Here is a 23,567-nt window from a genome sequence, read left to right as displayed (position 1 = left end):
AGTTTAATTTCACATTCCATACCTCCTTAACCTCTCTGCAATATGCGGATCACTCTTCCAACCACGCCCAATGTATATCAACCTATGCCGATTGATATATTCATCACTAAACTGCTTATAGCATTCAAGCAACGTGCGTTTTGGCTTCAACTCCGCTTGTCGGATGTTCTTATGCCTTAGTATTCCTACTGATAGTTGGATGTAATAGTAATGCATATCAGTCACCTGAATCATAAAACGTAATAGGTTTTCTACAAGGAACTGGATTTTCCGTCCATAACGATGGTTTTAACTCTATTTTTGCATTTACACCTTCTGATAAACTTTTGACCCTTGCGGTAAAATCTTCTGCCGTAATGATTTCTTTCTCGTGTAGATATGATAATTCCTTTACGATTAAATGAAATTCGTGTTCGCTCATTCCGTTACCTCCTTTAGATGTCATACGTCACCCTCAACCTTTCACTATCATATTCAAACAACTGCAGTACTTTTTTGCCCATCGTCCAACCGTTGTCGATCTCGTAGCTGTCATTCGGCTTAATGGTCCCTAACTGACGATGGATTACACCTTGATAGTCGTTCGTCTGTTGCGTGTGGAAATGACCAGTGATTATCTCCCTTGTTGTTGCCTTACTCCATATATCGCTATACTCAGTAGCGAACAGCATCGGCAAATCCTTCCGCTTGCCATACTGCCCATGAGTAATCATAATCGCCACATTATCCAACATGAACGCTTGTCGGTATTTATTGTGTGCATGTACCTGAATATCTGGATATCTTGCTTCTAGATATAGAAGAAACATGTACTCCAAATTTCCCGAATGGTTCCCCTCTGCATGTTCAATTGTCACTTGATTCGAATGTCTAACGCACTCAGTAATCAGCACATCAAAAAAGGAGCGAGCGTCTTTAATCGCTTGCTCCATATCCACATCATCTAGTTGTGTGCCAGCCATCGTGATCGACTTTTTAATTTGGCTGCTATGGAATAAATCTCCTAGCTGACCAATAACAATCTGCTTATATCCCTTTGATATAACTTCAATCATTCTAGCTAGCTTGTCCTGTAAATCCTCTAGCTTAGTAATGCCGAAATGCCAATCAGCCAAGCCGATGAATAAGTTTCTGTCACCCGTCTTGATTGCGGTTAGCTTTACTGGCTCGATTGATTCAGTAAAAGCTGCTAAGTTAAATCCTTTAGGTTTCGGTCTAACGACAATCTTTGATTGATAAAGCTGTATAAGTCCATCCACTTGGTTGTTCTGTTCCCAAATGTTGTTAGTCGCTTGGACCAGTTCCCAATTTTCGGGATCATACCCATGTGCTTGTAATACATAATCAGGATTCTTTGACTGCTCTTCAGTCATACGCAGCTTGATAAAATTAGTCTGTGTGCCATCTGATTTTATTTCCGTAGACACAACTTTCTTCTTTGCCTTATCGGATTGCTTAACACGCATATTCTTTTCGCTCGGTGGCAACTTCAACCTGGCACGTTTACTTCTAACGCTTGGCCATGAGAACTCTTCACCGAACTCCTCTGACAGCATAGGCGCTATCTCTATATTTGTTAGTCCTTCATTTGCCCATTCCGACAATCGTTTGACCTGCTGTTCCGTCCATTTAGTAATGTCTGCCACCTCGCTTCGTTCTATGTATTTCACTATTCTATAAATTCAAAATTTTATTCCGAAAAAATATTTACATAATATCACTTTAGTTATTGATTAGAAAATTAATAGAGGTATAATCAAGTCAACGGAGGTGATAAAATGGCTTACAAAACTGGAGAAAAACCAGGGAAAGGTGTTTATTCCTGTACAAATTGCGGTCAAAAAGTGCATTTAGATGACCATACAGACACGCTACCACCGTGTCCTAGCTGCGAAAAAACTACGTACAGAAAATAACCTTTTCCAAAGCAGCCTTTATCAGGCTGCTTTTTTATGCTTAACAAACAAACATTTACCTAGGATCATTAACCAAGAGCATGTGAATCGTCCTTCAGCTGTGCGATACTTAGTTTTGAAAATTCCAGTTTTCATAAATTTCACCTCCTCAAAAATAAAAAGCCACTCGACTGAGTGACCTACAAAACTGCGACTAGGCAGTTAACATCTATTTAAGCAACCTACTCCATTCTGGAACCCACTGTTTATCCATGCCTGGCAGATAGGAATGCTCGGTTGCTTTATGTGGGCGCTTATGTCCCAATGTATCTTTGGGCACCTACGTCCCTGATTTAGTTTTCGCTGACTAGCAACGGGATAACTATAAACCCTATCGGTGACACAGGATTCGAACCTGTGACGTTGCCAGTTCTTCCGGTCCTCCGTACAACCATATCCACCAACTTGAGGGAGCGACCCTCTGCATGCATTTTAGGCTACTTGCACTTACCCCTTGCAATCAGGAGGCTTTTGCCTACGTCACTGGAGTGGTACTGCCCCACTCACGATTATCTAACATAACCAGAATTGCATAGCTCCTTAATAGGTTTCTGCTTATCCTTCACGTCTTCTACTTCCGCCACAGTGACTATCGCCCACAGAATAATTTTTACGTATCAAAAGGAGGTTGAATGCCGTTGTGCTTGTGGGCGATATCTGATAATACTATTATATCACCATTTATGTGGTATATGTGTGCAAGTTTTGTGCATGACTACCAGTCATTAATCATATCAATTCCAAAGAGCACAACAGACAAATCCTCCAACGCTTCTTTGCAATTTCTGTTCACTGTTGATCTATCAACATTCAATTGTTCTGCCAGTTTTTCTTCATTAAGCAAAGGGCGTTCAATGTACTTTTTGTTGATGATGCGCCACTTCCGCTTATCTTCTGGCTTGCCAGTGGATAAACATATTTCTTTATAAGCTTCTAAACATATGTCAACATGTTTCATCAATTTCACTGACTTGGCTTTATTTTGCATTAGTAAATCGAGGTTTAACCACTTGTGTTCCCAGAAAGTCCCTTGTATTTCTTCTACATGTTCCTCCACCGCTTCACTATGAGCTTTGATTTTGTGGTAGTTACTCATGAGCAATCTCGCGTTGTGAAATGCTCTTTTCTTAAATTGCTTTTTTTCATACTCTCTATCTTTTTGAATTCCTTTGCGGATTTTTAAAGCCAATTCATCTAACTGCTTGTCTGAAAGTTCATGTACATTAATTTCCAATCACTTGTCCTCCCACTTGTCAATAGATTTACCTAATATCACGCCGACAAATATCAGCGCCACGAATCCTATGAAAGTCCACAATGTAACGTTCATTCGCTTGCCTTCTCAATCTCTTGCTCTAACCACTGGTCTTTGACAGCTAGTAAAGCGCCATCTTTGGAATAGTATTCGTCTATTAATCTTGCTGGATTTTCTTTGGTTCCCACACCTTCGAACGAAACAACATGAATAACTTCCATCATTTTAACTTCACGAACATTATTTGATTTCTTAGGTAGTACCATTTTCATCCTCCAACTTTTTCATAATCATTGACTATTTCTTTTATTTGTTTAGCAGCATCGTGGTTCCCTTTAACATAATAAAATCGATGACTTTCAGGTTCTTGCTTTTCGAGCAGCTGTTCTGTATAACCCTCAATGTCATTTAACGTGTCACTCATGATTTCGAATCCATCTGACAATCCCTTTTTATAGGCACATAATCCGAATCGATAAACAAGATACCCGCAAACTGCTAGCAATGATAAAGTGGCTACTTCATTCATCTTCATCCCCCTGCTTCCATCGCATCCCTGACTAACGGATCATTGATAATAATCTTGTACTTCATCTGCTCATGCTGCAGTTGTTCTTGTAACTGCTCAATTTGTTTCTGTTGGTCCACTATTGTATAGGATAGCCAACTTGTTGCTGAGATCGTCAGCAGTATTATGATGATTGCTTGGCTAGTTTTCATAGGTTTGCTCCAATAGTTCAGGATTAGAATGAATATTGCCAATGACTTCATGATTAGTTGTTACATCGTAACTCTCACCTGTATTCCTATGACCCAATCTATAATCACTTTTCTTTAGTACAACTACAAAGCCAGCTTCTTGTTGAAGATACGCAACATATCCAACATTACCATATTGATTTACTACAATATCTCCCTCGAAAATCTCCACGCCGTTCTTGTCTTTCAAGCCAGTGGACTGCATGAGCTCAATTTCATCAAATTGACGTTCAATTAGTCCACTGTCCAAATCCACCAAGTCATTAAGCCAATCAACAACCAGAACATACCTTAATGATTGTGTTTCTTTATCCCACGCTCTAAATTTTGGTACCATCTTATCCCTCCTGCACTTCTTCTACGTCACAGTGCATATAAGCAAAAACAAATCTTCTATAAGCATCCTCTTCATTACTAGCTTCAATGATTACCCACTTGTCTACTCCCTTGTAGTTATATGAAAATTTAAATTTATTCATCTTATCCCTCCTGTTCGCTATCGCTGACGATTGCGTAATTAATCAACTCTCTTAATATTTCCACCTGATAAATTGGCAACCGCTTGTGCTAAATTTTTGTCTTGAAATTTTACCGCTGATTTACAAAACATCCGATGCTCAAATTCAACTTGTGGCTTCGCACACGCTTCGAATTTGTAATAAGTCAAAAATAGATCATTATTTTTCGAATCGATCACAATCCATGCCATCACTCTTCCTCCTGTCCCAAAGCCCATTGAGCGAATGCTGATAGGACTTCTGCTGCTTGCTTCCTAGTCAATCTTGCAAGAGCGTTTTTAGACTTCAATAACCCCTCCGTACAATCTTTTTCTAGCTGATTAGAAGAAATAGTTAGCAAATTAAAAAGAGAATGAATTGCTTTGATTAGTGATCCATTTGAGCCTGCGTTGATTTTCAGTTGCCCTAGAACGACCTGCTGATTCTCGTTGAGTTGCGGTTGGGCAAAGATTACAGACTTTGCCTTTTCATAGCCTGATTGGCTCAGGATAGAAGCAGTCATTCCGCCTTTAGTCATTGATCCAAATTTCAAACTTAGATAAGCTTCCAGTTCATCCTTTGTGTATCCATTAAATTCCATTAAGACTGCTAATTTATCTCTCACGTTCATTCCTCGCTTTCTGCTATTTCGTCGGATAGCTGACTAATCGTAATAGCTCTCCAAAATCTTCCCTACATCTTCTCCGTTAACAAAAACGGATAAAACACTGAAATAATAATCCCCATTTCCGTTGTCTGCTCTCAGTTGAGCTTGGGCGATAGGATTTTGATCATGAATTATTACTAACTTCGCGACCATTTGGGTTTCGCCCCAGCCTTCCTCTTCTTTTTTCACGTCAACTAACTGCACATCAGTTATAAGCCCATCGGCTTTAGCTGATTCCCAAGTACCGTCAGCAGAAGCACAACAATCTGAATCAGTACATTCAAAATTGATGGTTGTACCATCTACTAAGACTAGACTATTGTTTGACAGTTCATTGATTCTTTTCATCAAAACTTTCTCTTTTAGTTTTTCAATTGTATCTTTGTGATATTCCATTGATATCATTCCTCTCTAGTTGGTTATTTTGGTGGATTACAAACTCATTATCTCGACCGTGGCACCTGCAAAATTGCCTTTCTTCAAAGGTATCTGCAATCTGCATGCTCGATCCAAAGTCCATTTGTTCAACCCTGACATCTCTGCGGCTTCACGCTGTGTGCTGAATTCTTTGACTTCACCATCTGGAAAAGTAAATCTGACAGGCGTTGAGTTGTATCTATTCTGCTTCGGTCGATCGTAACTCTTTCCCCACAAAGCCTTTCTCAAAACTCTGATTTCGTCTTCATCAGCACCTGGCGTATTAACTAGCTTTTCCAACCGATACAAATCTTCTTTGTTAGCCATCATTCCACCCTCTTCATATTTCGCAATTTAACTACTGTCCGATCGCTACCAAACGTCACAATAGCTGAGTTCTCAAGCACTTTGATGCACACTGCTTTGAAAGGTTTTGTAAAACGTTCGGTCACGCACCAATACTCGATGCCTGCTTTTACTCTCCGTTGCTTTCTGACCACTCGTGGCGGTGGGCTATACTTACCGTCTTGAACGCCTGTTACTGTGTCTGCTAGTTTCACGCTTTACTCCTCCGTTCCATTTCCTCGGCTAGCATTCTTGCTGCTTGAGCAATCTCTCGACATGGCTGTCGATTACTTTCTTTCTCCATACTAGGTCCTTATCCGACATGTTTCTGATTTGGATTTGAGTTGGTGTCATCTGCTCACCTCTCAAAATGGAAGGTCTTGACTATCGATATCAATTGACGAGTTGCCAAACGGGTCTGAATCATCGTTGTTGCGGTTTTGTTGGTTGCGAGTGTAATTATTCTTTTGACTATTTGAAACGCCGCTACCTTGTGTATTTTGGCTAGAATCGGCATTCTTGCTTTCTAACAACTGGAAGTTGTCCGCAATCACTTCGGTGACATAGACTTTTTGTCCTTGTTGGTTATCGTAAGAACGAGTTTGAATCCGCCCTGTTACTCCGATCAATACGCCTTTTTTCGCATAGTTCGTTAATGTTTCAGCTGGCTTTCTCCAAATAACACAATTGATGAAATCCGCTTCCCGCTCTCCGCTCTGATTTGTGAAGTTGCGATTCACAGCTAATGTGAAGGTGGCTACCGCTGTTCCGTTGCCTGTGTATTTCAAATCCGGATCTTTCGTTAGTCTTCCGACCAAAGTTAAATTGTTTATCATTTTTCTTCCTCCTTACGATTTTGAGAAACTTCGATCAAAAGAATAGGTGAAGCTTCTGGACCGTCATAGCTTAATGCGGCTTCAAGAGTAGTTACATCGTATTCAGCAATATGCGGATATTTCTGTAATACCTCTTTAACTGCCAGTGTAGCTGTGTACGTTTCGCCTAGAACCTCAATATCAACCCAATCCTCTTTACTTAACACGCTTAATAATTGGTGTAGTTTCATTTTTCTTCCTCCTGTCCCAAAGTCCATTTGCTGAATGCTTGGAAAACACCATTTTGCTGCGGATTAGATAGGTTGTTTAGTGCATCGATTACATCAAGATTCATAAACCGATTTTCTGATTCATCAAACAAAACCGAAAGTGTGCCAAAATTGTTAATTCTGGATTCTTAGTCTGCTCTTCTTTCAACCACTCCAACACAATCTGCTGATTCTCGTTGAGTTGCGGTTGATCGTGATCTTCAACGATGTCAACAATATCGTCCCAATTTACCCAATAATCAAAGTTCGAGTAATTGAGTACAGCGCTACTTCCTTGAATTCGTTCTTCTTTCAAACGTTTTAATAATCTGTTCACATTGCTTCCTCCAATTCAATTTCAATCCTCGGACAATCCTTATCCACTTCAAACCGATGCTCAAAGTTGGCAATCTCGCCCCAACCATCATTTGCGATCACTCTTGCTTCAATCATTCCGTCCAAGATAAACTTGATCCCAAACGCAATGTTGTCTTTATCCTTGCGCTTATTTTTGCAGTACCAAGTGATTTTCAAGTTGATCGGCGTTGTCACTCTCAGCCCTTCCGCTTTCGCCATCAGAAAAGCATAACAACATTTTTCTGTGTTCTCCTTTTTCAACTTAGCACCTGCATAGCGGTTCGTCCGCTGGCTATTGATGAATTTATTCAGGTCCGTCAGCTCTCCTGGTATCGTAATAATCAGAACATTCCCCTCGCTTTCAAGTATCGTTGTGCGATTTGTTCTTTCGTTTCATTGCCCTGCATGATAGGATGTCCTTTTTTCTTTTCTTCTTCTGCAACTTCGATTGCTACCCATTTTGCTTCCTCGGCCTTATCTAGCATTCCGCATTGCTCAAAAGTCTTGACTTGCGATTCAATCGTTCTAACCAATTCCGATCGCACAAGGCCGTTTTCTTTGAAGATAGCCAGATATGTTTGTCCGTCCATCAACCTCTCCATTCGTCAAAGTCTACTGAGAAATCCATATATTTCTTGTCGAAGATAAACGGTGCTACACCTGTCATCCCTTCTCGATTTTTAGCCACATCACACCGTATCTTGCGTTCTTCTTTTTCATCAGCTGATAGCAGTAACACAACATTGGCATCTTGTTCAAGTGAGCCTGATTCTTTTAGGTCGCTAAGAATCGGACGTTTATTTTCTCTGTTCATTACCGCCCTACTTAACTGAGCTAGCAGTACAATTGTGATTCCATAATCAGTTGTCAGTTTCTTCAACTCTCGTGTAACCTCGTTCATTACTTGCCGTTCATTTTTGCGTGTATCATTGACAGTTATCAGCCCTGCATAGTCTACAAACACTACATACCGTTTGTCGCTTAATCGCTGTTTGATGGCATACTTGATATCGTTTAAATTGGAATATTCCGAAGTGTACACTCGCATATCAAATCTGTTCTTCATATCCTCGTATGATTTTGTGGCTCTCACTTTATTTTCATCAGATAATTTATTGTTGTCTACGAACAACATAGAGTTGATTCTTGTTTCTTTCGAGATAAGCCGCTTGATCAATTCGTTTTGACTCATTTCAAAAGTGAAGAAATCACACTGCACATTGTCATTGTCTGAAAATAGTCTATGCATAATGTTCAATGCGAAAGCTGTTTTGCCTGCACCTGGTCTACCAGCCAAGACAATTAGCTTTCCTCCTGTAATACCTCCTCCAAGAAATGCATCTAAAGGTTTGTAAGTTGTCATAACTTCACTTGGTTTATCCAAGCTATCTGTAAATTCTGCGAAAGCTTTGTCCAACTTGCCATCAGACTTAATATGGTTCACGTCACGCTTTTCTTCTAGCAATCTGGATAACTTATCCCCATCTGTCTTAGAAAGCGTCTCAGCGTATTTTATGGACGCTGAGTGCAACTTGCGATCAAGATAATCATTGTGTATGATCCTTGCTAGTTCTCTTTCGATTCCAAGCTGATTCGCAGAATTTTTTAGGATGTCTAATTCATCTGCTGTTCCTGTTTTGAAGTAGTCGATGGTTCGCATTTCCCGATGGACCTGTTCAGTGGTGTATTTCATTCCTCGTAGTCTTGTCATAGCTTCGACAATCAGTTTGCACTGAGGACTTTCAAACCATTCTGAATCGATATCAATATTGGTAATGATTGATGGATTGTTAAGCATCTCAGCAACTAATCTAAGTTCATTGTTCATATGCTTCTAACAACCTCCTTTGTGATTCAGCAATTTCATCGGAGATTGAAGAATTAACTTGTGGACGATACTCATTCAAATAATCATCAAACTTATTTCCAAAGAGTGTTGCTGGTCTTAGGTACTTATTCATTTCTTGGTTGTTCAACCATTGGTTTGTTTTCACATCAATTACTTTTTTGAAATCATCTAATCGTTGGCCTTCATTCCATCTTGCTTTGATCAGGTCTTTCCATTTTTGAGTAACTTTGAATGATTTACTTGTTGCTTCGTTCAAGTATTTGATGATGTCGCTATATGGTATTTTCTCTTTATCTATATCTCTTTCTTTATCTAATTCTTTATCTATATCTGTTGCGTTACTCTCCGTTACTTCCGCGTTACCACTAACGTTAGCGGTAACGTTACCTAACGTTAGTTGTCTTTGTTTCTCTTTGTACCTAGCCTGACGTATTCTATTCTGTTCCCTTACCTTCTCCAAACCCTCAATAGACTGGTATTCTTCCCAATTTTTGATAAACAAAATATCTTGATATCTTGTTATCATTGAGTATTTTTCAAGAGTAATTAAGGCAAATTGAACAAATTCAATATTGAAATCAAAGTCTGCAGCTAAGTCTTCCTCTTGATAAGGCATAGTATCCGTTAGGAATATCCCTCCGCTTTGGTTGCTCTCCCCTGCTCTAGCTAAGAGGAATACCCAAAACAAGATAACCTTGTCGCCTTCTGGAAGCTTTCTGATACGCTTAATCTTTTTGTTGTCTGGTAAACCAGTGCTAAGCTTAATCCAACTTATTTCAGCCAAGTTCTTAACCTCCGATCCTCAACTTTTTAATCTCGTCTTGATTCAATTTGATGCCTATAACGTGATACTTCTTCTTAAACTCCGTAATTCCCATTTGGTGCTTCTCGGTATGGTGAGTTCTACAAAGCGCTGCAAAAGTAAATTCTGTGTGATCTACTTCTTTCCGCTTTCGTCTTCCCAAAGCTTTGTCAAAGTGATCGATGTCAGCGTTCTTTTTACCACAAATGCAGCAGGTCCTGTTCGTCACACATTTATAGAAAAAGTACTGTTCATTTTGTGGCGGAACCTCGTATCCATCTTTGAAAGGGATATCTCCATCGAAGATAAAGTCGAGTACCAAATCAGCCAGCAAAGATACATCATCCACTGTATTCGTGGAAATATTTTTCAAACTAATATTTTTGCCTGTTAAAAACCGAAATTGCCAGTAAAATATATTTTTTAAGTCGTCAAATGGTTGTCCAGTGTATCTGTAAATATCATTCATGAGAGAAAACACAAACGCTCTCTGCTCGACTGTGAACCCTCGTGGATCTTTGATGAATAGTTCCGCTTGTCGCTCGCCGTCATATCCATCAAATATTGTTTTGAGACGTGCGATATTTAGTTCATCTTTGAGTTCTAGCGTCAGGCGATTGCCTTCAACTTTTATTATTTTTGCTAGATACGAAAGGTTGTTCATTCAAATCACTTCTTACTTTTTTTCTTTTCATATCCATTAACCCATCCGGTTAAGGTGTTCATCACTAACCCAAAATCATATCCGGTGAACTCTTCAGGAGCTTTCTTCGCATTTACACCGTTTGTCATTTTTGCTTGTTCTAAGAACGCAAGTTTCGGTTGCTCTGTTAATTCTTCTAGCTTTCCTAACTGAATGTGTATGGCTTCGATTTGTTCAGGGCTTGCTGGAATACGTTTTAGAATTTCTTTTTGAAACACATCAGGATCCACGTCATCCGCAGGAATATTAAACTCTTTCATAAAGAACGTTTTTTCTGCATATGTTAAAGCTTGTCCGTATGCATACGAAGAATTTTCATCATCAGCAATTGCCGAGAATGTTACCTCTTCTCTTTCAGATGGATTGTCACCATTGATCCACGTATACTTCATATCGAGCGTTACAAGATAGCTAAATATATCTTTCTTAGTTTTCTCGTTTACACCTATCTTTTGTCTTTCAATAGTTTTATTTACTACTTCTGTTTTGAGATAAATATTCAGTTCGTTCATATGAGTATTGAACTCTGTCAATACTGTTTCAGAACTTACCACTGAAAATTTGATATATTGCTTTTGTTCTTTCTTGATATAAGGAACTTTTTTTCGTAGTTGGATCAACTTCTCAACTAAGGTAGTTTCGCTCACTTAAACTCCTCCTGTCTTTGCTTCAGCCAATCTTTACCACTGATAATTTTCATCGTGTCCATCCTCAGTGATTTTGGTCCATATTCATCAACTATAAGTAAGAAATTCTCTTGCTGTACGACATATTTAGCAAGCGTGCCATTTTTGTTTTCTCGATAACCTATAAACATCCAATCCGATTCATGAACAATCGTTCCGTTATCGTCCTCATTCCAATGTGCTGACAGGTCTACTTCTTCCTCGTTGTCGTCTAAAGAATGGATATTAGGCATCACATGACTGCTTTCGTCTTGCATCAGGCTGTCGTAATTTGTTGCGATATAATCTGACATCTTCCCACTCCTCTCGATTTGTGGTAAACTTAGGTAAATATTTTTCGTAAGACTCTATGCTTGGCGGCCGGAGTCTTTTTTTGTATGCATAAGGTATTTAGTTAGATGTTGGATGAGTCTAAATATTTGTCTGTCGTCAAGATAGATAGCCACGGTTTCTTTGTCCTGTTTATTTTGTGCTATCAACACTAACTCTCCGTGTATGTCATGAAGTGAAAGCTGCGATTCGTTTCTTTGCACTTTGTCCGATACACGTAAGATTTCACTCATGCAATCCCCCTCCGTTTCTTCATCCGTTCAATATTCTGCCTTGACTGAATCAACGGCTTGTTATACTTTTACCGGCGGTCAGCAATGATTTTTCCGATACGGAGTGCTTCAGCTCTGGTCATACTATTTAACCCCCATGATCCAAATCAGAGTTAACAAAAGTACAATGTTTAACCAAATGCTCAAATATGAAATTGCTTGGAGTTGGCGTGCTTTGTAAAAGTAGTTTCTATTTAGACTGGCTAACCATTTTTTATTCATGCTGACTCCTCCTTAAAGTATCGATCGATCAAAGCGAGTGCTTCTTCTTTTGTTGAGACGGTATGCTGCATTGTTGACCCACTATCTTCCTCAACTGATATAGTGATTCTTTTAATCATTTCCCCAACTCCCCTACTTTTTGATCCGTATACTGCCGTAACTCGCTCACACGCTGTTCTAACTGCTCCTTGTCGTTTTGCACTGTGTTCAGTTGTTGGCGCAAGCTATCGGCTTCCTGTTGCTTTGTAGCGATCTCCTGTTGCTTTTGTTCGATCTCTCGCTGCTTGGCTTCAATTTCCTTCTGCTTGTCCGATTTGATTTGCTCAATTTCTGCCTTCAGCTGCTCCTGTGTGCGAGTGTTGTTGGATAGCTGTGATTCGAGTTCTGACACACGTTGTGATTTGGTTTGGCCGTATTGCAGCACTGTGTTGAAGTTTGCCTTGATTGTGTCCAAGTCCTGAAATGCGTTGCTTGCTGCGTAGCCGATAACTCCGCTGCCTAGTGCTAGTCCGATGATTGCTGTTGTTTTTGCTAGTTTATTTTTCAATGTGTTTGCTCCTTTGGTATAATTGTTTAAAAACTGGTGGTGTTATTAATGCAATTGGATTCAACTGTTACCTTCGCGCTTATTGTTGCCGTTATTTCACTGATATCTCCGATGATTACGACTTATCTAAGTAACAAACACGATCTAAAAGTCAATGAAATAAAGTTTAAACAAAAGAAATACGAGCAAAACGATCTATATGTTAAAAGAATGTTTGATAACTTTGTTCAATCTTTTGGAGAAGTTATGGAATATCCTCAAGCGAACAATCAGAAAAGATTCGGCAAGTATTATTTCAGTTGCCTGAACTATGTTCCTAAGAAAGATTATGAAACCTTTGTTGAATTCTATGATATTTATAAAAGTTCAAACGATGAAGTTACGGTTGAATTCTTCACGTTAAGAATCCTTCCTATCACGCGTTCAATTATAAAAAGCTATGAAAATAGTGAAACCAATGCAAATCCGAGAGCGTACCACTTATAAAAAGAATTTTCGGGAAATAGTTTTTTCATTAGCGCATTACAAATGAAAGCTACAGAATAGACTATCAAGCATAGTATTTGTTCCACCCTAGCCCCTCCTTCCGCGTGGGGTTATTTTTCATCCAATACTCCAGTTGCGATCGGCCACTTCATCAATACCCGACAAATCTGCAATAGCATAGATATGCTCTTTCATCAGCTCTTGAAAGTCCTCGTAAGTTGCTGGCTTTCCGTCTACTTGTAAATTCGATGATTCGGCATACTCCATTGCACTTTTTAGCGCATCTTTGACGTTCTCAAATTCCATTATTTCTCCTCCAATTCCAAAACGTTCAATACTGCAGGCGTTGCTTGCAAATCTGCCAGACTAAAGTGTTCGTAGGTTAGTACATTTAAATAAGCTAAAGCTTCGTCGTAATCAACTCGTTTAATTGATGTGTAACGGACAACGTTCATGCGTTTCTTAAGCTTAGAGTGGATGCGGCTCATGAACATCCCTTTCCAAGCTTTAAATAGATTGCCGCTGTATGTTTTACCTTGGCGCTTTTGATGTTCTTCGGTTAAGCTAATGGCAAGTTTGCTGACAATTGAACGCAATTCCTTTTGCTCTTCATAGGTGATAGTGACTTGCTCAGACATTTTTTCATATAATGAGCGGCTTTCACTGACGTGCTCTTTTACTTCGTCTTTCAGCTCAATCATTTCTTCTTTGACATTTCCCATTTCACGCAACAAACTTACCAGCGCTTCACTTTGTTTGCCTTGTGTTTCCAATGTGTGGATCAATGCGATCGTGTTGTTTTTAGTTAATTGATTACCCATGCTACTTCTCCTCCGATTTCTTGTTTGATTTGTTTTAATAGTTTTTCAACTCTGGAAATTGAATCCGTGAGTTTTTGCTTTGTCTCATCGTTCGCACCAGCGATTGCTTGCGAATCGTATACCGTTACCGCTTGTTCTTTAACAAATTGATTCATATTGATAATGAGTTTATGAACGCTGATATCAGCATCTCGTTTCAAACGTTTTAATTGCGCTTGTTCTAGTTCATCATTTTCAACCTTCGCTTTTTCTTGCAATGCTTTTTCGGAATCTGCTATACGTTGTTTCAAAGCTTCCTGTTCAGCCTTAAGCGCTTGATTTTCTCTGGTGATTTCATCAACAATCTTCGTAGATTGCTTAAGCTGCTGATAGTCGTCTGGAACCTTTTCGACAATGACTTCTTTTTCAACTACTTCCGTTTCTTGCTCATTCAGATCATCAATCATCTGTGCTTGTAGTTTAATTTGCTCATCCTTTGATTTTAGCTGTTTCTCAAGCTCTCGATATTCTTTGGTGGTTTTTATATCACCTGATAGCACCATTTCTACCGCTTCTGGTTTAGCTGACGGTTTGGATATTTCTGTTTTGAGTGTGGTTGGTAGCTCTTGGAACATTTCGATTTGTTCGACTTTTTCCATTTGATGGAAAAACTTACATTGATTGATATAGTTGTATACACTTTGCCTTTTCAAACCGATTGATTCGAACCACTTTACGAAAGTTCCTTCTCCATACTTGGCAAGCTTATCCTGCGCTTCGATAAGGGTTTCTCCTAACTGGATGGAACTGTTTAGAACGATTGACTGTAGCTCTTGTTCTTTTACTTTTAAAAATTGAGCAGTGGTATCATCTACTATTGAATAGTCAAAATTTGTTGAAACTTCATTCAATGTCATTCTCCTTTCTTTGGTATAATTTCCTTATCAGTCAGTGGTGCTTCCCGATCCCAATTTTGTGTTCTTCCATGAAAGCATCGATATCTCGAACATCATATTTGGGGTTACTCTCATCATCAAATACGATTTGTTTCAATCCTCGCTTAATCCATGCATTCATAGTCTTTGGACTTGTCCCAGCGTAGATACAAGCCTCACGCTGATTCAGGTATCGCTTAGGAACGTACTTTTTCAAAATAAGTTGAATGGTTTTTTCATCAATATCCGGCATGGTCTCCCTCCTATCTGATTCGATAATCAGCAATAATCCTAAGAATCAACTGGTTGCCTTTTACATTCTCTAATTTCCCAGTCAAGTAAGAGTGCATATCCTGTCTTTTCACTCCATATGCGACAGCTAGATCAGCCATAGAAATATTATTTTCTTCAATGTATTCCAATACTTTTTGCCTCCCGGTTGCTATACTCGGCATATCATTACCTCCTTTTCATATATTCTGTAAGATAATCGGCAAGAAATTTACATTAACCTATTGACTTTTCTATAGAAAACTATAGAATGAAAGCATAGTTAAATAAGCTTACAAAAACCTTTTTATTTCGATTACGTCGCCAAACGTTGGAATTATTAGGTTAGATTTCTGTATCTTTTTTTCTTGCCATTTATCTTACGAGGTTTATATTATAGCAAACTATAGAATATGTCAACAAATTTCTATAGAAAACTATAATTTTATTCCTCGAACAAAGGGGAACCATTGATATGACTGTATTTGACAGAATTAAATTTCTTGCTGATAAAAGAGGCGTAAGTGTTTCAAAGGTTGCTACTGACCTTGGTTTCAGTGAAAATCTTTTTTACCAGTGGAAAAAGTCTAGTCCTAAATCGGATAGACTAGAAGCGGTAGCTGATTACTTCAATGTAAGTGTAGATTACCTTCTGGGTCGTGAAGAGCAAAGTTCTCTTGCGGAAAAATATGGGGTCTTCGCATTTGATGGAGAACCAGTAACAGATGAAGAAGTGGAGTTCTTGAAATCAGTTCTAGCTGCCAAAAGAGCTGCAGAGAAAAAGTAAAGCGATGTGATGTGTATATGTGCGAGGTTAATCATCATTTGCTAAAAATAGTAAATGATATGGGTTTGGATCTGATCTTTACGGATATGGATCGAAGCGGTATTTATTTTGCGGATGAAAAAGTGATTTTTTTAAGTGATAAATTACTTGAGAATAATTCAGATTTTGAAATATCCCACGAACTAGGTCATTGCATTAAAAAGCATGAAGAACTTTCTGCTTATTACAACGCAACAGATTACAGCAGGCGTAAATTAGAATTTGAAGCAAATCGGATTGCTATAGAAATACTTTTATTTATTTGGTCAAATGAATACGACTTTGACAAAGAGCAATTGAATGCTGTTAAATTTATGGAGTATTACAACATACCATGGAATCTTGAAAGTTGCGTTCGAGAAAGCATGCTAAACTATGGATAAAAAAATTCCCCTACCGAAGTTACAGCTTCGATAAGGGAAACTCATTTCTGAGTGATTACAAAATTATTATATCAAAGAAATGAGGAAAAGAAATGAAAAAAGTAGTTTACGGGTTGCTGTTTAGTGTATTATTTCTTTCTGGGTGCAGTGGTCAAGGTGGTGACGGTGGCGGAGAGACAGATGCTAATAACAATGATTTACAAACAACCATTGATAGTTTGCGCTCTGAAAATGAAATTTTAAAAGAACAGTTGCTTACCGATTCTTCTTCATCAAGTAACCAGTCTTCAAATGAATCTAAATCATCTGTTTCTTCATATGAGGTTTACAGATTAGGCGAAGAACTTTCTTTAGGAGATGGATCTCAAGAAAACGCAAAAATAAAAATAATCGAAGCCACGACAAATCAATCCGCTTTTCCAGAGCATATGATAAATTTAGATGATTACGACACATCAAAGATGGTGGCAGTTAAAATAGAGTACACAAATGTAGCTATTGAAGAACCGTTCTTGCCGTATTCAAATTACTTCCAAGCTTATGATAAGGACGGAAAAGCATTAATTCAGGTTAACCAACAAAACGGTCAGGATGCCGTTCCAATAGGAAGAACTTCAACCACACAACTATTTTGGGAATTACCAGTTAGTGGAAATGATTTTAATAAGTTTGAAATTGATTTCGTGCCAAGTTCCCAAGTCGCTACTTTTGATTTAGAAGTAACCCATTAATATGCAAAACAGTAACCGGAGGGTGAATTCATGGATATCAAAAACAAAAGACTAAAAATAAAGTGTGAAAATTGTTCTAAAAATTTCTACCTTACGTTTAATACAACACAATGTCCTAACTGTGCTATCAATTTCAATCCAGATGATGTGCATAAAATTTTTTATGACTACGAATCACATTTGGCTAACTCTAAGTTGCACAGATTTGGTGAAAGAATGGAAAAGTCTGGAGAAAGTATCGAAAAAACAGGTAATGTCATTCAGCAAATAGGGTGTTTTATTTTTTTGATACCATTGGGTTTGTTTTGTATTTGGTTGATATTTTCAATGCTATAAAAAAACACGCTCCTCAATCTTGGCGGACAGAGAGCGTGATAACAAAATAAACAATAGGCTTATTAGGTCACGCCTATTGTAACAAATTCTAGGAGTTGAAGCAATTGGCTAGGAAAGAGCAAGATATCCGAATAAAAGAGTACATCAAAAAAAATGGCGAAAAAGCTTATATGTTTAAACTGTACCTAGGGACAGACCCAGATACAGGAAAGCCAATTCGCACAACAAGGCGTGGTTTTAAGACAACAAGAGAAGCTCGTTTAGCAATAGCTGATTTAGAAGTAAATGGTATGCAAAAACAAGAGGTTGCTGAGGAACCCGAGATTCAAACGTATGAAGAAATATATGACTTATGGTATGAGGAGTATAGATCGACAGTTAAAGCCTCAACTCTATTAAAGACCGAAAGAGTTTTTAAGAATCATATACTTCCAGCATTTGGTGAAAAAAATATTCTAGAAATAAAGCCTATGGATGTACAAACCCAAATGAATATTTGGCATAAAAAATTGGTTCGAGCAAGCATGGTCATGAATTATGCTGGTCTAGTTTTCGACTACGCCATTCGTATGCAGCTGATCAACATGAATCCAACTAAGGTAATAAAGAAACCTGTTAGAAAAAAAGAAGTAACCGAGGATAAGGATTTAAACTTCTATGATAAAGAAGAGTTAAAACAATTTATGTCTGCTTTAGAAAGTGATAGCAATTTTAGAGCATATGTTTACTTTCGTCTCTTGGCTTTCACCGGAATACGCAAAGGTGAATCACTAGCGCTAAAATGGACTGACATTGATTTCAAAAATCAAACACTCAACATTAATAAAGCTGTATCAAGGAGTGCTAGCGGCCTTTATATCCAGACTCCAAAAACTCCTTCTTCTATTCGTAGGATTTCATTAGATGACAAAACGATCGCTATATTTAAAGAGTTCAAAAAGGAATCTCCGGATGGTTTAATCTTTCAAAGTGAAGACGGCGGAATTCTTTCGCCAGCCAAACCCAGAAAATGGTACTTGGTCACAATGAAAAAATTACCCGAAGATTTCAAACAGATCTCAATACATGGTTTTCGTCACACCCACGCTTCTCTCCTATTTGAAGCCGGGGCATCTATCAAAGATGTTCAATCGAGGTTAGGTCATTCAGATATTCAAACCACGATGGATGTGTATACTCACGTTTCAAAAACTGCAAAAGAACAGTTGGCAAATAGATTCAATACTTATGTGGATTTTTAATTTTGGTAGTCAATTTGGTAGTCAAAAAGCTGAAGGCATTATAATATCAGCATTTTACCGACTCCCGCCATCTCCATAGACTAAAATCGAGAAGATTTTTGTAGTTTTTCCAAAGTGAGATGAACCTTGTTTCTATGAGGTTTATCTTGCTTCTTTTTTATTTTTAACCTGCCTTCTCTGAGATTATCAGTTAACAGTCAAGCCGACCAGCATCGCGACAGATGCATTCTTTTAGTCGCTTGTATAAGCAAAGAAGCCTCCTTACTCACAAAACAAGCAAGCGGGCTTCCCTTTGATCAAGCAAATTTATCCTTAGTGTGCTGGAAATTTATTTTAACTAAAATAAGAGAAAAAAACGAAAAGAAAACGTCTCTTCCTTACATATATTTTTCTACTTCGTCCAACTCTTTTTGTAATTCTTTCTCATCATACGTTTCGTATTTACCTGCTTCGTGTGCGATCTTCTTGATTTCATGAATCGCTTTTTTCTCAACAATCCACTTCTTCATACTATGTTTTTTAGCATCTGCTTCTAGAGAATCCAATTCTGCTAAATTAGAATCTAACTTGTCCAAAACTTCTCCGATTTTTAACAATGCTTTTGATTCTTTTTCTTCATAGTTTGCCATAGATAACACTCCTTATATATTTGATAAAACTATCTTACGATCATCCTTAAATATTTTCAAGTTAAATGATTCACTAAAGGTTAATAGTACAGATAGCGATAAAACAAACTTTTCAGAGCAAGCATTTGCTCTTACTCATCAGATTGTGAGGGAGTGATCGTATCTTTTATTAGGGGAACCCTTTTCTTATTACTATTTGCTTTTTTACTTAAAATTACTAACGGACTATTTTGGGCTCGATTTCTAACCGAGTTTTAACTGATAGAAATGATCGAAGATATGAGATCGAGCGTAAAGCAGGCAAGTTTTTCTCCATTTTATTTTTAACTATATCCCACCGATTTTTAGTGATTTCACTATTATTTTAAGGCTGACATCCCTCGTTAAATAAAATTATTTGGCTTATTTAGTGATAATTTTTTAGATTTCCCTTAGTCCGCTATTGTGGCGAATAATTGGCTTTAGCTCAGAATGATACTTGCATCGCTATAAAGGAAGAGTAATCGTGAAACAAAATATTGCTCTTGTCATAAATGATTACGATGAAGCAATTGAATTTAGACTGAAAAGCTTGACCACACACTGATCGAAGATACGTATCAGCCTGAACAAAACAACCATTGAGTTGTACGATCACGCCAGAATTCACCATGGGAGGATCCTATCAAAACATGGTGGACGAAATTTCGTCCATTTAATACAAACTAGCTGATATCATGATAAAATACAAAAACGAAGAGTATTAGGTGTCTACAAAAAGTCTTCCCCAAGCCTTTTGTCCTAATACTCTTCTATGATTAATGCATGTTGCTCCTTAAAGATATTTGAAATAAACCATTTTTGCAACTATTTCGAACAATAGATACGAGTTGCTCATTCAATTGTTTTTTGTTTTGTCCTGTCTACTTACATAGAACTTCGTTTTTATCCTACAGATCGGCACGTATGCTTTGTAAAAAACATCTTTTCTTCCAAACGTATATTAATTAACTAAAGGGTCTTTTTAAAAAAAGGCATCCCTATAAATAAAAGGAACACCTGATGTAGCGTATCAACTTAAGAAAATATATAGTGTCTTATTTTCAACAAATTTATTGATTCTGCCAATCTGCCGGGAAAGTGACATAAACAAAGCGGGCTTCTTCTGCGACTGAAAACTGTATTTTGCTATTTTTAGGAATTAAAATGAGCTCACCTGCACTGGCAGAGACTTTCCGTCCATCAATAATAATATCTAATTTGCCAGAAATAACATAGTCGATTTCATCATAATCGAGCGTCCAGTCAAATGTTGTTTCTTTCATTACCATCAATCCACAACCTAGACGAGGACTCTCTTCGAGTGAGAACAAATCCTTTGTATAAACAATATCATTGGGGTTCCCCGTATCCAGACGATCTTCTTCAGAAACAGTGATCTCTGGTAGCTTGATCGATGCAACACCGCTAGGATCCACTTGTTTTGTTGGCATCAATTGTTCAGTTACGATTTGACGAACCAAAGTTTCGATCATTTTACGATTAAACTCTGTCATATTTTCACCTCATTATTTTGTTTCTATTTCTGGTTTCCCTAACATACGATTAGCCATAAAAATCGCTACAAAAATAGCAGTTATCCCACCGACTAATTTACCGATGATCATAGGAAAAATCATTTCTTTTGCTACCCCAGCCGTAAAGCCTAGGTGATCGCCTAAAACAAAAGATGCAGAAACAGCGAAAGCAATGTTGATGATTTTTCCTCTGTTATCCATATCTTTCAACATTTGGAACATTGGGATATTATTTGCTAATGTTGCCACCATACCGGCAGCAGCCACTTCATTCATCCCTAAAACTTTCCCTAATTTCATTAATGGTTTGTTAAACACTTTCGTAATCACAGCAACCAAACAAAATGCCCCAGCTAAAGTCAATGCGATGCTCCCTACGACTTCGATTCCTTCTGTAACAGGTGCAATGTCAGGAATGACTGTAATTCCCACAAGTAACTGAATCGCTCCGACAATCAAACCGATAATCGCAACGATGACAACACCTTGACCAAAAATCTGGAATCCTTTGATCATACCGTTTGGTGCCAACCATAATCCCACGATGATCAATGCAGCAACGATAATAATAGGTAGCAAGTTAGGAAGGATCATAGACATTGGCATTCCTGCGGTTAAACCACCGGCCAATAACCCGAAAGGAATGGTAATAATTCCACTTAACACCCCTGTGGCTAAAAACTGTTGATCTTCTTTTTGAATAATCCCCAACGCAACAGGAATGGTGAAAACAATTGTTGGTCCCATCATAGCCCCAAGGATTGCTCCAGCAAATAACCCTGCTTGAGGATCATTTGCTAATTGCTGTGCCAGAGCAAATCCCCCCATATCATTTGCTAGTAGTGTTGTCGCGAACATTGCCGGATCAGCACCCAGCAATTCATAGACGGGAACAACGATAGGACTTAAAAGATTCGCCAAGACCGGGGCTAACGTGATGATCCCCACCATTGATAACGCTAAAGACCCCATCGCCATGATACCTTCTTCAAATTGTTTTCCGAGTCCTAATTTATTCCCGATGCATTTATCAATGCCTCCAATGATCATAAAAAGAACCATAATATACATAATAATTTCATTAATGCTCATAGATTCAACCTCCTTATTCTTCCTCTGCAGCATCGATGACGCCAACGATCATTGCGTCAATAGGTACTTCTGGATTTTCAGCAGAAATTCGAGCAGCATTGCCTTGACTGATCAATACTTTATCGCCAATTCCTGCGCCAGCATTATCCGCTGCAATAATAAAGCCTTGTTTTTGTTCTTCTTGATTCAAAATGTCTACCATCATAAATTTCCACCCGTTTAATTTCTCGTCTTTTCTTGTAGACCACAAACTGCCGGTAACTTTTCCTAAAAGCATGCTTTTTCCCCCTTTATAAGCAACTTTTGAGTGCGCGCATAATCTTGTGCTAATGGTGTCAATTGCGCATTCTTTATTGGAGGAATGCGGTATTCTAGCATTTTTTTCAATTGTTTTTCGGTGATGAAGGTCCGCTTAGGCAATGCCTTAGGCACTGATTTTTTCTGACAGGATTTCCAAAAATCAGCATAGTCTTGCGGGGAGCGATAGAATGTCAGACCAAACTGCTGACATTTGTCTCGATATTCTTGAATTGTCTTTTTCACTTGATATTTAAGCGGTGTTTCTTTCGGAATTGCTGGCAAAGTTTCTAAAACAAGAATCGGTTTTCCTTGTAACAAAAATGAAAGTATTCTTCGGGTCAATAGATCGTTTTCTTGCAGTAAAGCAATACTGGACATTTGAGAAATCGTTAGTTGTTTCACAATCATTCCAGCCGACTCTTGATCTTCACCGGTTCTCCACTGAACAGTGGGAAACTGGGTATATAATTCGGCAGGAATCTCTTTTTTCTCTTGCGAAAAAGCAAGAGCAAGGGTAGGCTTTGGGAGTTGCTGACAGATACGATCAGTAATTTGTTGAACCAGTTCTTCTATTTCAGAAACTTTCATTGTCCAACCTCCTCTTACTTAATGATGTAACCATGAACACCTTTTGATAAACCACAAGCGTTTGCTTCATCATAATCAATATGCATATACGTCGCGAAATGAGGACTGACACGTATCACTACATCATCAAAAATCAATGGTCGCGTGCCCAGTACTTTTACTTGGACGATTTGTCCGTTAGTCACATTGTTTGCTAGGGCATCTTCTGGTGTCATATGGATGTGTCGTTTTGCCACGATCAATCCGCGATCTAATGAAACAGTCGTTGCGCCATTCATCAATGTCACCCCTGGTGTTCCTTCAATCTTTCCACTTTCTCTAACTGGCGCGTTAATACCTAAAATTCGGGTATCTGTCATTGACACTTCGACTTGTGCTTCCTTACGTTCAGGACCTAAAATCACGACATTTTGGAACAGTCCTTTTGGTCCTGCAACAGTGATTCGTTCTTTACATACATATTGACCAGGTTGTGACAAATCTTTTACTTTCGTTAACTGATACCCTGATCCAAATAAATGATCGATTTCTCGACGAGACAAATGGACGTGACGTCCAGAAGCTTCTACTTCAAATGTGTGATTTTGCAGTTGAATTCGTTTGATAACTTCTTCAACAATTTCATTGATTGAATCCAATGTGTTCAT

44 protein-coding genes are annotated in these 23,567 nt (G+C 38.3%); 7 read left to right on the top strand and 37 right to left on the bottom strand.

Annotated features, from left to right (window positions below):
• Positions 1–217 precede the first annotated feature (217 nt).
• Positions 218–421, bottom strand: coding sequence for a hypothetical protein (locus HED61_RS06950; RefSeq protein ID WP_219645522.1), 204 nt, complete (start codon positions 419–421; stop codon positions 218–220).
• A 13-nt stretch (positions 422–434) separates the two neighbouring features.
• A complete protein-coding gene (locus HED61_RS06945; RefSeq protein ID WP_219645521.1) occupies positions 435–1,646 on the bottom strand; it encodes a helix-turn-helix domain-containing protein in 1,212 nt (403 codons plus the stop codon).
• A 132-nt stretch (positions 1,647–1,778) separates the two neighbouring features.
• On the opposite strand from HED61_RS06945, the gene HED61_RS17010 reads away from it, so the two are divergent.
• The gene (locus tag HED61_RS17010; RefSeq protein ID WP_159151131.1) at positions 1,779–1,916 is read left to right on the top strand and encodes a zinc ribbon-containing protein; all 138 of its coding nucleotides are present in this window, start codon (positions 1,779–1,781) and stop codon (positions 1,914–1,916) included.
• 754 nt (positions 1,917–2,670) lie between these two features.
• Here HED61_RS17010 and HED61_RS06935 read toward each other — a convergent pair.
• The 24 genes from HED61_RS06935 to HED61_RS06825 all read right to left on the bottom strand — a co-directional run bounded on the left by HED61_RS06935 (position 2,671) and on the right by HED61_RS06825 (position 12,747).
• Positions 2,671–3,189, bottom strand: a complete 519-nt coding sequence (locus HED61_RS06935) for a hypothetical protein (RefSeq protein ID WP_219645520.1) — start codon at positions 3,187–3,189, stop codon at positions 2,671–2,673.
• Between the two features lie 92 nt (positions 3,190–3,281).
• The gene (locus tag HED61_RS06930; RefSeq protein WP_219645519.1) at positions 3,282–3,476 is read right to left on the bottom strand and encodes a hypothetical protein; all 195 of its coding nucleotides are present in this window, start codon (positions 3,474–3,476) and stop codon (positions 3,282–3,284) included.
• A 2-nt stretch (positions 3,477–3,478) separates the two neighbouring features.
• The gene (locus tag HED61_RS06925; RefSeq protein WP_113849812.1) at positions 3,479–3,739 is read right to left on the bottom strand and encodes a hypothetical protein; all 261 of its coding nucleotides are present in this window, start codon (positions 3,737–3,739) and stop codon (positions 3,479–3,481) included.
• Between the two features lie 2 nt (positions 3,740–3,741).
• Entirely contained in the window at positions 3,742–3,930 is a 189-nt protein-coding gene (locus HED61_RS06920) for a hypothetical protein (protein ID WP_219645518.1), read from the bottom strand.
• Entirely contained in the window at positions 3,920–4,306 is a 387-nt protein-coding gene (locus HED61_RS06915) for a YopX family protein (RefSeq protein WP_219645517.1), read from the bottom strand. The genes HED61_RS06920 and HED61_RS06915 overlap by 11 nt, the downstream gene beginning before the upstream one ends.
• A 1-nt stretch (position 4,307) precedes the next feature.
• On the bottom strand, positions 4,308–4,448 hold the full coding sequence (locus HED61_RS06910; protein WP_219645516.1) for a hypothetical protein: 141 nt from the start codon (positions 4,446–4,448) through the stop codon (positions 4,308–4,310).
• A gap of 38 nt (positions 4,449–4,486) precedes the next feature.
• The gene (locus HED61_RS06905) at positions 4,487–4,678 is read right to left on the bottom strand and encodes a hypothetical protein (protein ID WP_219645515.1); all 192 of its coding nucleotides are present in this window, start codon (positions 4,676–4,678) and stop codon (positions 4,487–4,489) included.
• Positions 4,678–5,091, bottom strand: coding sequence for a hypothetical protein (locus tag HED61_RS06900; RefSeq protein WP_234981424.1), 414 nt, complete (start codon positions 5,089–5,091; stop codon positions 4,678–4,680). Before HED61_RS06900 ends, HED61_RS06905 begins: the two co-directional genes overlap by 1 nt.
• 39 nt (positions 5,092–5,130) lie before the next feature.
• On the bottom strand, positions 5,131–5,529 hold the full coding sequence (locus HED61_RS06895; RefSeq protein WP_219645514.1) for a DUF7448 domain-containing protein: 399 nt from the start codon (positions 5,527–5,529) through the stop codon (positions 5,131–5,133).
• 36 nt (positions 5,530–5,565) lie between these two features.
• Complete coding sequence (locus HED61_RS06890; RefSeq protein WP_234981423.1) at positions 5,566–5,877, bottom strand: hypothetical protein; 312 nt, start codon at positions 5,875–5,877, stop codon at positions 5,566–5,568.
• Between the two features lie 383 nt (positions 5,878–6,260).
• Entirely contained in the window at positions 6,261–6,731 is a 471-nt protein-coding gene (gene ssb, locus HED61_RS06885; protein ID WP_219645638.1) for a single-stranded DNA-binding protein, read from the bottom strand.
• Positions 6,728–6,961, bottom strand: coding sequence for a hypothetical protein (locus tag HED61_RS06880; RefSeq protein ID WP_219645639.1), 234 nt, complete (start codon positions 6,959–6,961; stop codon positions 6,728–6,730). The genes ssb and HED61_RS06880 overlap by 4 nt, the downstream gene beginning before the upstream one ends.
• A gap of 100 nt (positions 6,962–7,061) precedes the next feature.
• On the bottom strand, positions 7,062–7,316 hold the full coding sequence (locus tag HED61_RS06875) for a hypothetical protein (protein ID WP_234981422.1): 255 nt from the start codon (positions 7,314–7,316) through the stop codon (positions 7,062–7,064).
• Positions 7,313–7,597 carry a RusA family crossover junction endodeoxyribonuclease gene (locus tag HED61_RS06870; protein WP_219645641.1) on the bottom strand — a complete coding sequence of 95 codons (285 nt, stop codon included), beginning with the start codon at positions 7,595–7,597 and terminating at the stop codon, positions 7,313–7,315. Before HED61_RS06870 ends, HED61_RS06875 begins: the two co-directional genes overlap by 4 nt.
• 80 nt (positions 7,598–7,677) lie before the next feature.
• Positions 7,678–7,926: a hypothetical protein gene (locus HED61_RS06865; protein ID WP_041119154.1), complete on the bottom strand. Its 249-nt coding sequence runs from the start codon at positions 7,924–7,926 to the stop codon at positions 7,678–7,680.
• Entirely contained in the window at positions 7,926–9,164 is a 1,239-nt protein-coding gene (locus HED61_RS06860) for a DnaB-like helicase C-terminal domain-containing protein (protein WP_219645642.1), read from the bottom strand. The genes HED61_RS06865 and HED61_RS06860 overlap by 1 nt, the downstream gene beginning before the upstream one ends.
• On the bottom strand, positions 9,154–9,969 hold the full coding sequence (locus tag HED61_RS06855) for a phage replisome organizer N-terminal domain-containing protein (RefSeq protein ID WP_219645643.1): 816 nt from the start codon (positions 9,967–9,969) through the stop codon (positions 9,154–9,156). The genes HED61_RS06860 and HED61_RS06855 overlap by 11 nt, the downstream gene beginning before the upstream one ends.
• A gap of 4 nt (positions 9,970–9,973) precedes the next feature.
• Positions 9,974–10,651, bottom strand: coding sequence for a putative HNHc nuclease (locus HED61_RS06850; RefSeq protein ID WP_219645644.1), 678 nt, complete (start codon positions 10,649–10,651; stop codon positions 9,974–9,976).
• A 5-nt stretch (positions 10,652–10,656) separates the two neighbouring features.
• Entirely contained in the window at positions 10,657–11,337 is a 681-nt protein-coding gene (locus tag HED61_RS06845) for an ERF family protein (protein WP_074934672.1), read from the bottom strand.
• On the bottom strand, positions 11,334–11,669 hold the full coding sequence (locus HED61_RS06840; RefSeq protein ID WP_219645645.1) for a hypothetical protein: 336 nt from the start codon (positions 11,667–11,669) through the stop codon (positions 11,334–11,336). Before HED61_RS06840 ends, HED61_RS06845 begins: the two co-directional genes overlap by 4 nt.
• A gap of 54 nt (positions 11,670–11,723) precedes the next feature.
• The gene (locus tag HED61_RS06835; protein WP_219645646.1) at positions 11,724–11,939 is read right to left on the bottom strand and encodes a hypothetical protein; all 216 of its coding nucleotides are present in this window, start codon (positions 11,937–11,939) and stop codon (positions 11,724–11,726) included.
• Positions 11,940–12,062: 123 nt separating this feature from the next.
• A complete protein-coding gene (locus tag HED61_RS06830; protein ID WP_219645647.1) occupies positions 12,063–12,200 on the bottom strand; it encodes a hypothetical protein in 138 nt (45 codons plus the stop codon).
• A complete protein-coding gene (locus tag HED61_RS16910; RefSeq protein ID WP_258015211.1) occupies positions 12,197–12,319 on the bottom strand; it encodes a hypothetical protein in 123 nt (40 codons plus the stop codon). The genes HED61_RS06830 and HED61_RS16910 overlap by 4 nt, the downstream gene beginning before the upstream one ends.
• Complete coding sequence (locus tag HED61_RS06825; protein ID WP_156233179.1) at positions 12,316–12,747, bottom strand: hypothetical protein; 432 nt, start codon at positions 12,745–12,747, stop codon at positions 12,316–12,318. Before HED61_RS06825 ends, HED61_RS16910 begins: the two co-directional genes overlap by 4 nt.
• Before the next feature lie 48 nt (positions 12,748–12,795).
• Here HED61_RS06825 and HED61_RS06820 point away from each other — a divergent pair, with 48 nt between their 5' ends.
• Positions 12,796–13,233 (top strand): hypothetical protein, encoded by a 438-nt coding sequence (locus HED61_RS06820; protein ID WP_234981421.1) that lies wholly within the window; start codon positions 12,796–12,798, stop codon positions 13,231–13,233.
• A gap of 117 nt (positions 13,234–13,350) precedes the next feature.
• On the opposite strand, the gene HED61_RS06815 is transcribed toward HED61_RS06820, so the two are convergent.
• Genes HED61_RS06815 through HED61_RS06795 form a run of 5 tightly spaced genes read right to left on the bottom strand, consistent with a single transcriptional unit; the run spans position 13,351 to position 15,423 of the window.
• Positions 13,351–13,539 (bottom strand): hypothetical protein, encoded by a 189-nt coding sequence (locus HED61_RS06815; RefSeq protein ID WP_219645649.1) that lies wholly within the window; start codon positions 13,537–13,539, stop codon positions 13,351–13,353.
• Entirely contained in the window at positions 13,539–14,054 is a 516-nt protein-coding gene (locus HED61_RS06810; RefSeq protein ID WP_219645650.1) for an ORF6C domain-containing protein, read from the bottom strand. The genes HED61_RS06815 and HED61_RS06810 overlap by 1 nt, the downstream gene beginning before the upstream one ends.
• Entirely contained in the window at positions 14,039–14,944 is a 906-nt protein-coding gene (locus HED61_RS06805) for a hypothetical protein (protein WP_234981420.1), read from the bottom strand. Before HED61_RS06805 ends, HED61_RS06810 begins: the two co-directional genes overlap by 16 nt.
• A gap of 37 nt (positions 14,945–14,981) precedes the next feature.
• Positions 14,982–15,221, bottom strand: coding sequence for a DNA-binding protein (locus HED61_RS06800; protein WP_219645605.1), 240 nt, complete (start codon positions 15,219–15,221; stop codon positions 14,982–14,984).
• Positions 15,222–15,231: 10 nt separating this feature from the next.
• Positions 15,232–15,423 (bottom strand): hypothetical protein, encoded by a 192-nt coding sequence (locus HED61_RS06795; RefSeq protein ID WP_003127762.1) that lies wholly within the window; start codon positions 15,421–15,423, stop codon positions 15,232–15,234.
• A 290-nt stretch (positions 15,424–15,713) separates the two neighbouring features.
• Between HED61_RS06795 and HED61_RS06790 the strand changes: the two genes are divergently transcribed.
• The 5 genes from HED61_RS06790 to HED61_RS06770 all read left to right on the top strand — a co-directional run bounded on the left by HED61_RS06790 (position 15,714) and on the right by HED61_RS06770 (position 18,755).
• Positions 15,714–16,025 carry a helix-turn-helix domain-containing protein gene (locus tag HED61_RS06790; RefSeq protein ID WP_003127760.1) on the top strand — a complete coding sequence of 104 codons (312 nt, stop codon included), beginning with the start codon at positions 15,714–15,716 and terminating at the stop codon, positions 16,023–16,025.
• A gap of 17 nt (positions 16,026–16,042) precedes the next feature.
• Complete coding sequence (locus HED61_RS06785) at positions 16,043–16,447, top strand: ImmA/IrrE family metallo-endopeptidase (RefSeq protein WP_034704933.1); 405 nt, start codon at positions 16,043–16,045, stop codon at positions 16,445–16,447.
• 92 nt (positions 16,448–16,539) lie between these two features.
• Positions 16,540–17,178: a hypothetical protein gene (locus HED61_RS06780; RefSeq protein WP_219645606.1), complete on the top strand. Its 639-nt coding sequence runs from the start codon at positions 16,540–16,542 to the stop codon at positions 17,176–17,178.
• A 30-nt stretch (positions 17,179–17,208) separates the two neighbouring features.
• Complete coding sequence (locus tag HED61_RS06775) at positions 17,209–17,514, top strand: hypothetical protein (protein ID WP_219645607.1); 306 nt, start codon at positions 17,209–17,211, stop codon at positions 17,512–17,514.
• A gap of 104 nt (positions 17,515–17,618) precedes the next feature.
• Positions 17,619–18,755 carry a tyrosine-type recombinase/integrase gene (locus HED61_RS06770; protein ID WP_234981419.1) on the top strand — a complete coding sequence of 379 codons (1,137 nt, stop codon included), beginning with the start codon at positions 17,619–17,621 and terminating at the stop codon, positions 18,753–18,755.
• Positions 18,756–19,132: 377 nt separating this feature from the next.
• Here the strand turns inward: HED61_RS06770 and HED61_RS06765 are convergent, their stop codons facing one another.
• The 6 genes from HED61_RS06765 to eutD form a co-directional block, all read right to left on the bottom strand.
• Complete coding sequence (locus HED61_RS06765; RefSeq protein WP_005471992.1) at positions 19,133–19,384, bottom strand: hypothetical protein; 252 nt, start codon at positions 19,382–19,384, stop codon at positions 19,133–19,135.
• 1,091 nt (positions 19,385–20,475) lie between these two features.
• A complete protein-coding gene (locus tag HED61_RS06760) occupies positions 20,476–20,919 on the bottom strand; it encodes a cupin domain-containing protein (protein ID WP_003127755.1) in 444 nt (147 codons plus the stop codon).
• Between the two features lie 12 nt (positions 20,920–20,931).
• Positions 20,932–22,032 (bottom strand): ethanolamine utilization protein EutH, encoded by a 1,101-nt coding sequence (eutH, locus tag HED61_RS06755; RefSeq protein ID WP_021149532.1) that lies wholly within the window; start codon positions 22,030–22,032, stop codon positions 20,932–20,934.
• Between the two features lie 13 nt (positions 22,033–22,045).
• Entirely contained in the window at positions 22,046–22,309 is a 264-nt protein-coding gene (locus HED61_RS06750) for a EutN/CcmL family microcompartment protein (RefSeq protein ID WP_002345851.1), read from the bottom strand.
• On the bottom strand, positions 22,300–22,920 hold the full coding sequence (locus tag HED61_RS06745; RefSeq protein ID WP_103301292.1) for an ethanolamine utilization protein: 621 nt from the start codon (positions 22,918–22,920) through the stop codon (positions 22,300–22,302). The genes HED61_RS06750 and HED61_RS06745 overlap by 10 nt, the downstream gene beginning before the upstream one ends.
• A gap of 14 nt (positions 22,921–22,934) precedes the next feature.
• Positions 22,935–23,567: an ethanolamine utilization phosphate acetyltransferase EutD gene (gene eutD, locus HED61_RS06740; protein ID WP_025478888.1), complete on the bottom strand. Its 633-nt coding sequence runs from the start codon at positions 23,565–23,567 to the stop codon at positions 22,935–22,937.

The organism is Enterococcus gallinarum (assembly GCF_021496385.1).
Lineage (GTDB): Bacteria > Bacillota > Bacilli > Lactobacillales > Enterococcaceae > Enterococcus_D > Enterococcus_D gallinarum.
This window is presented reverse-complemented; position numbering and strand designations above follow the sequence as displayed.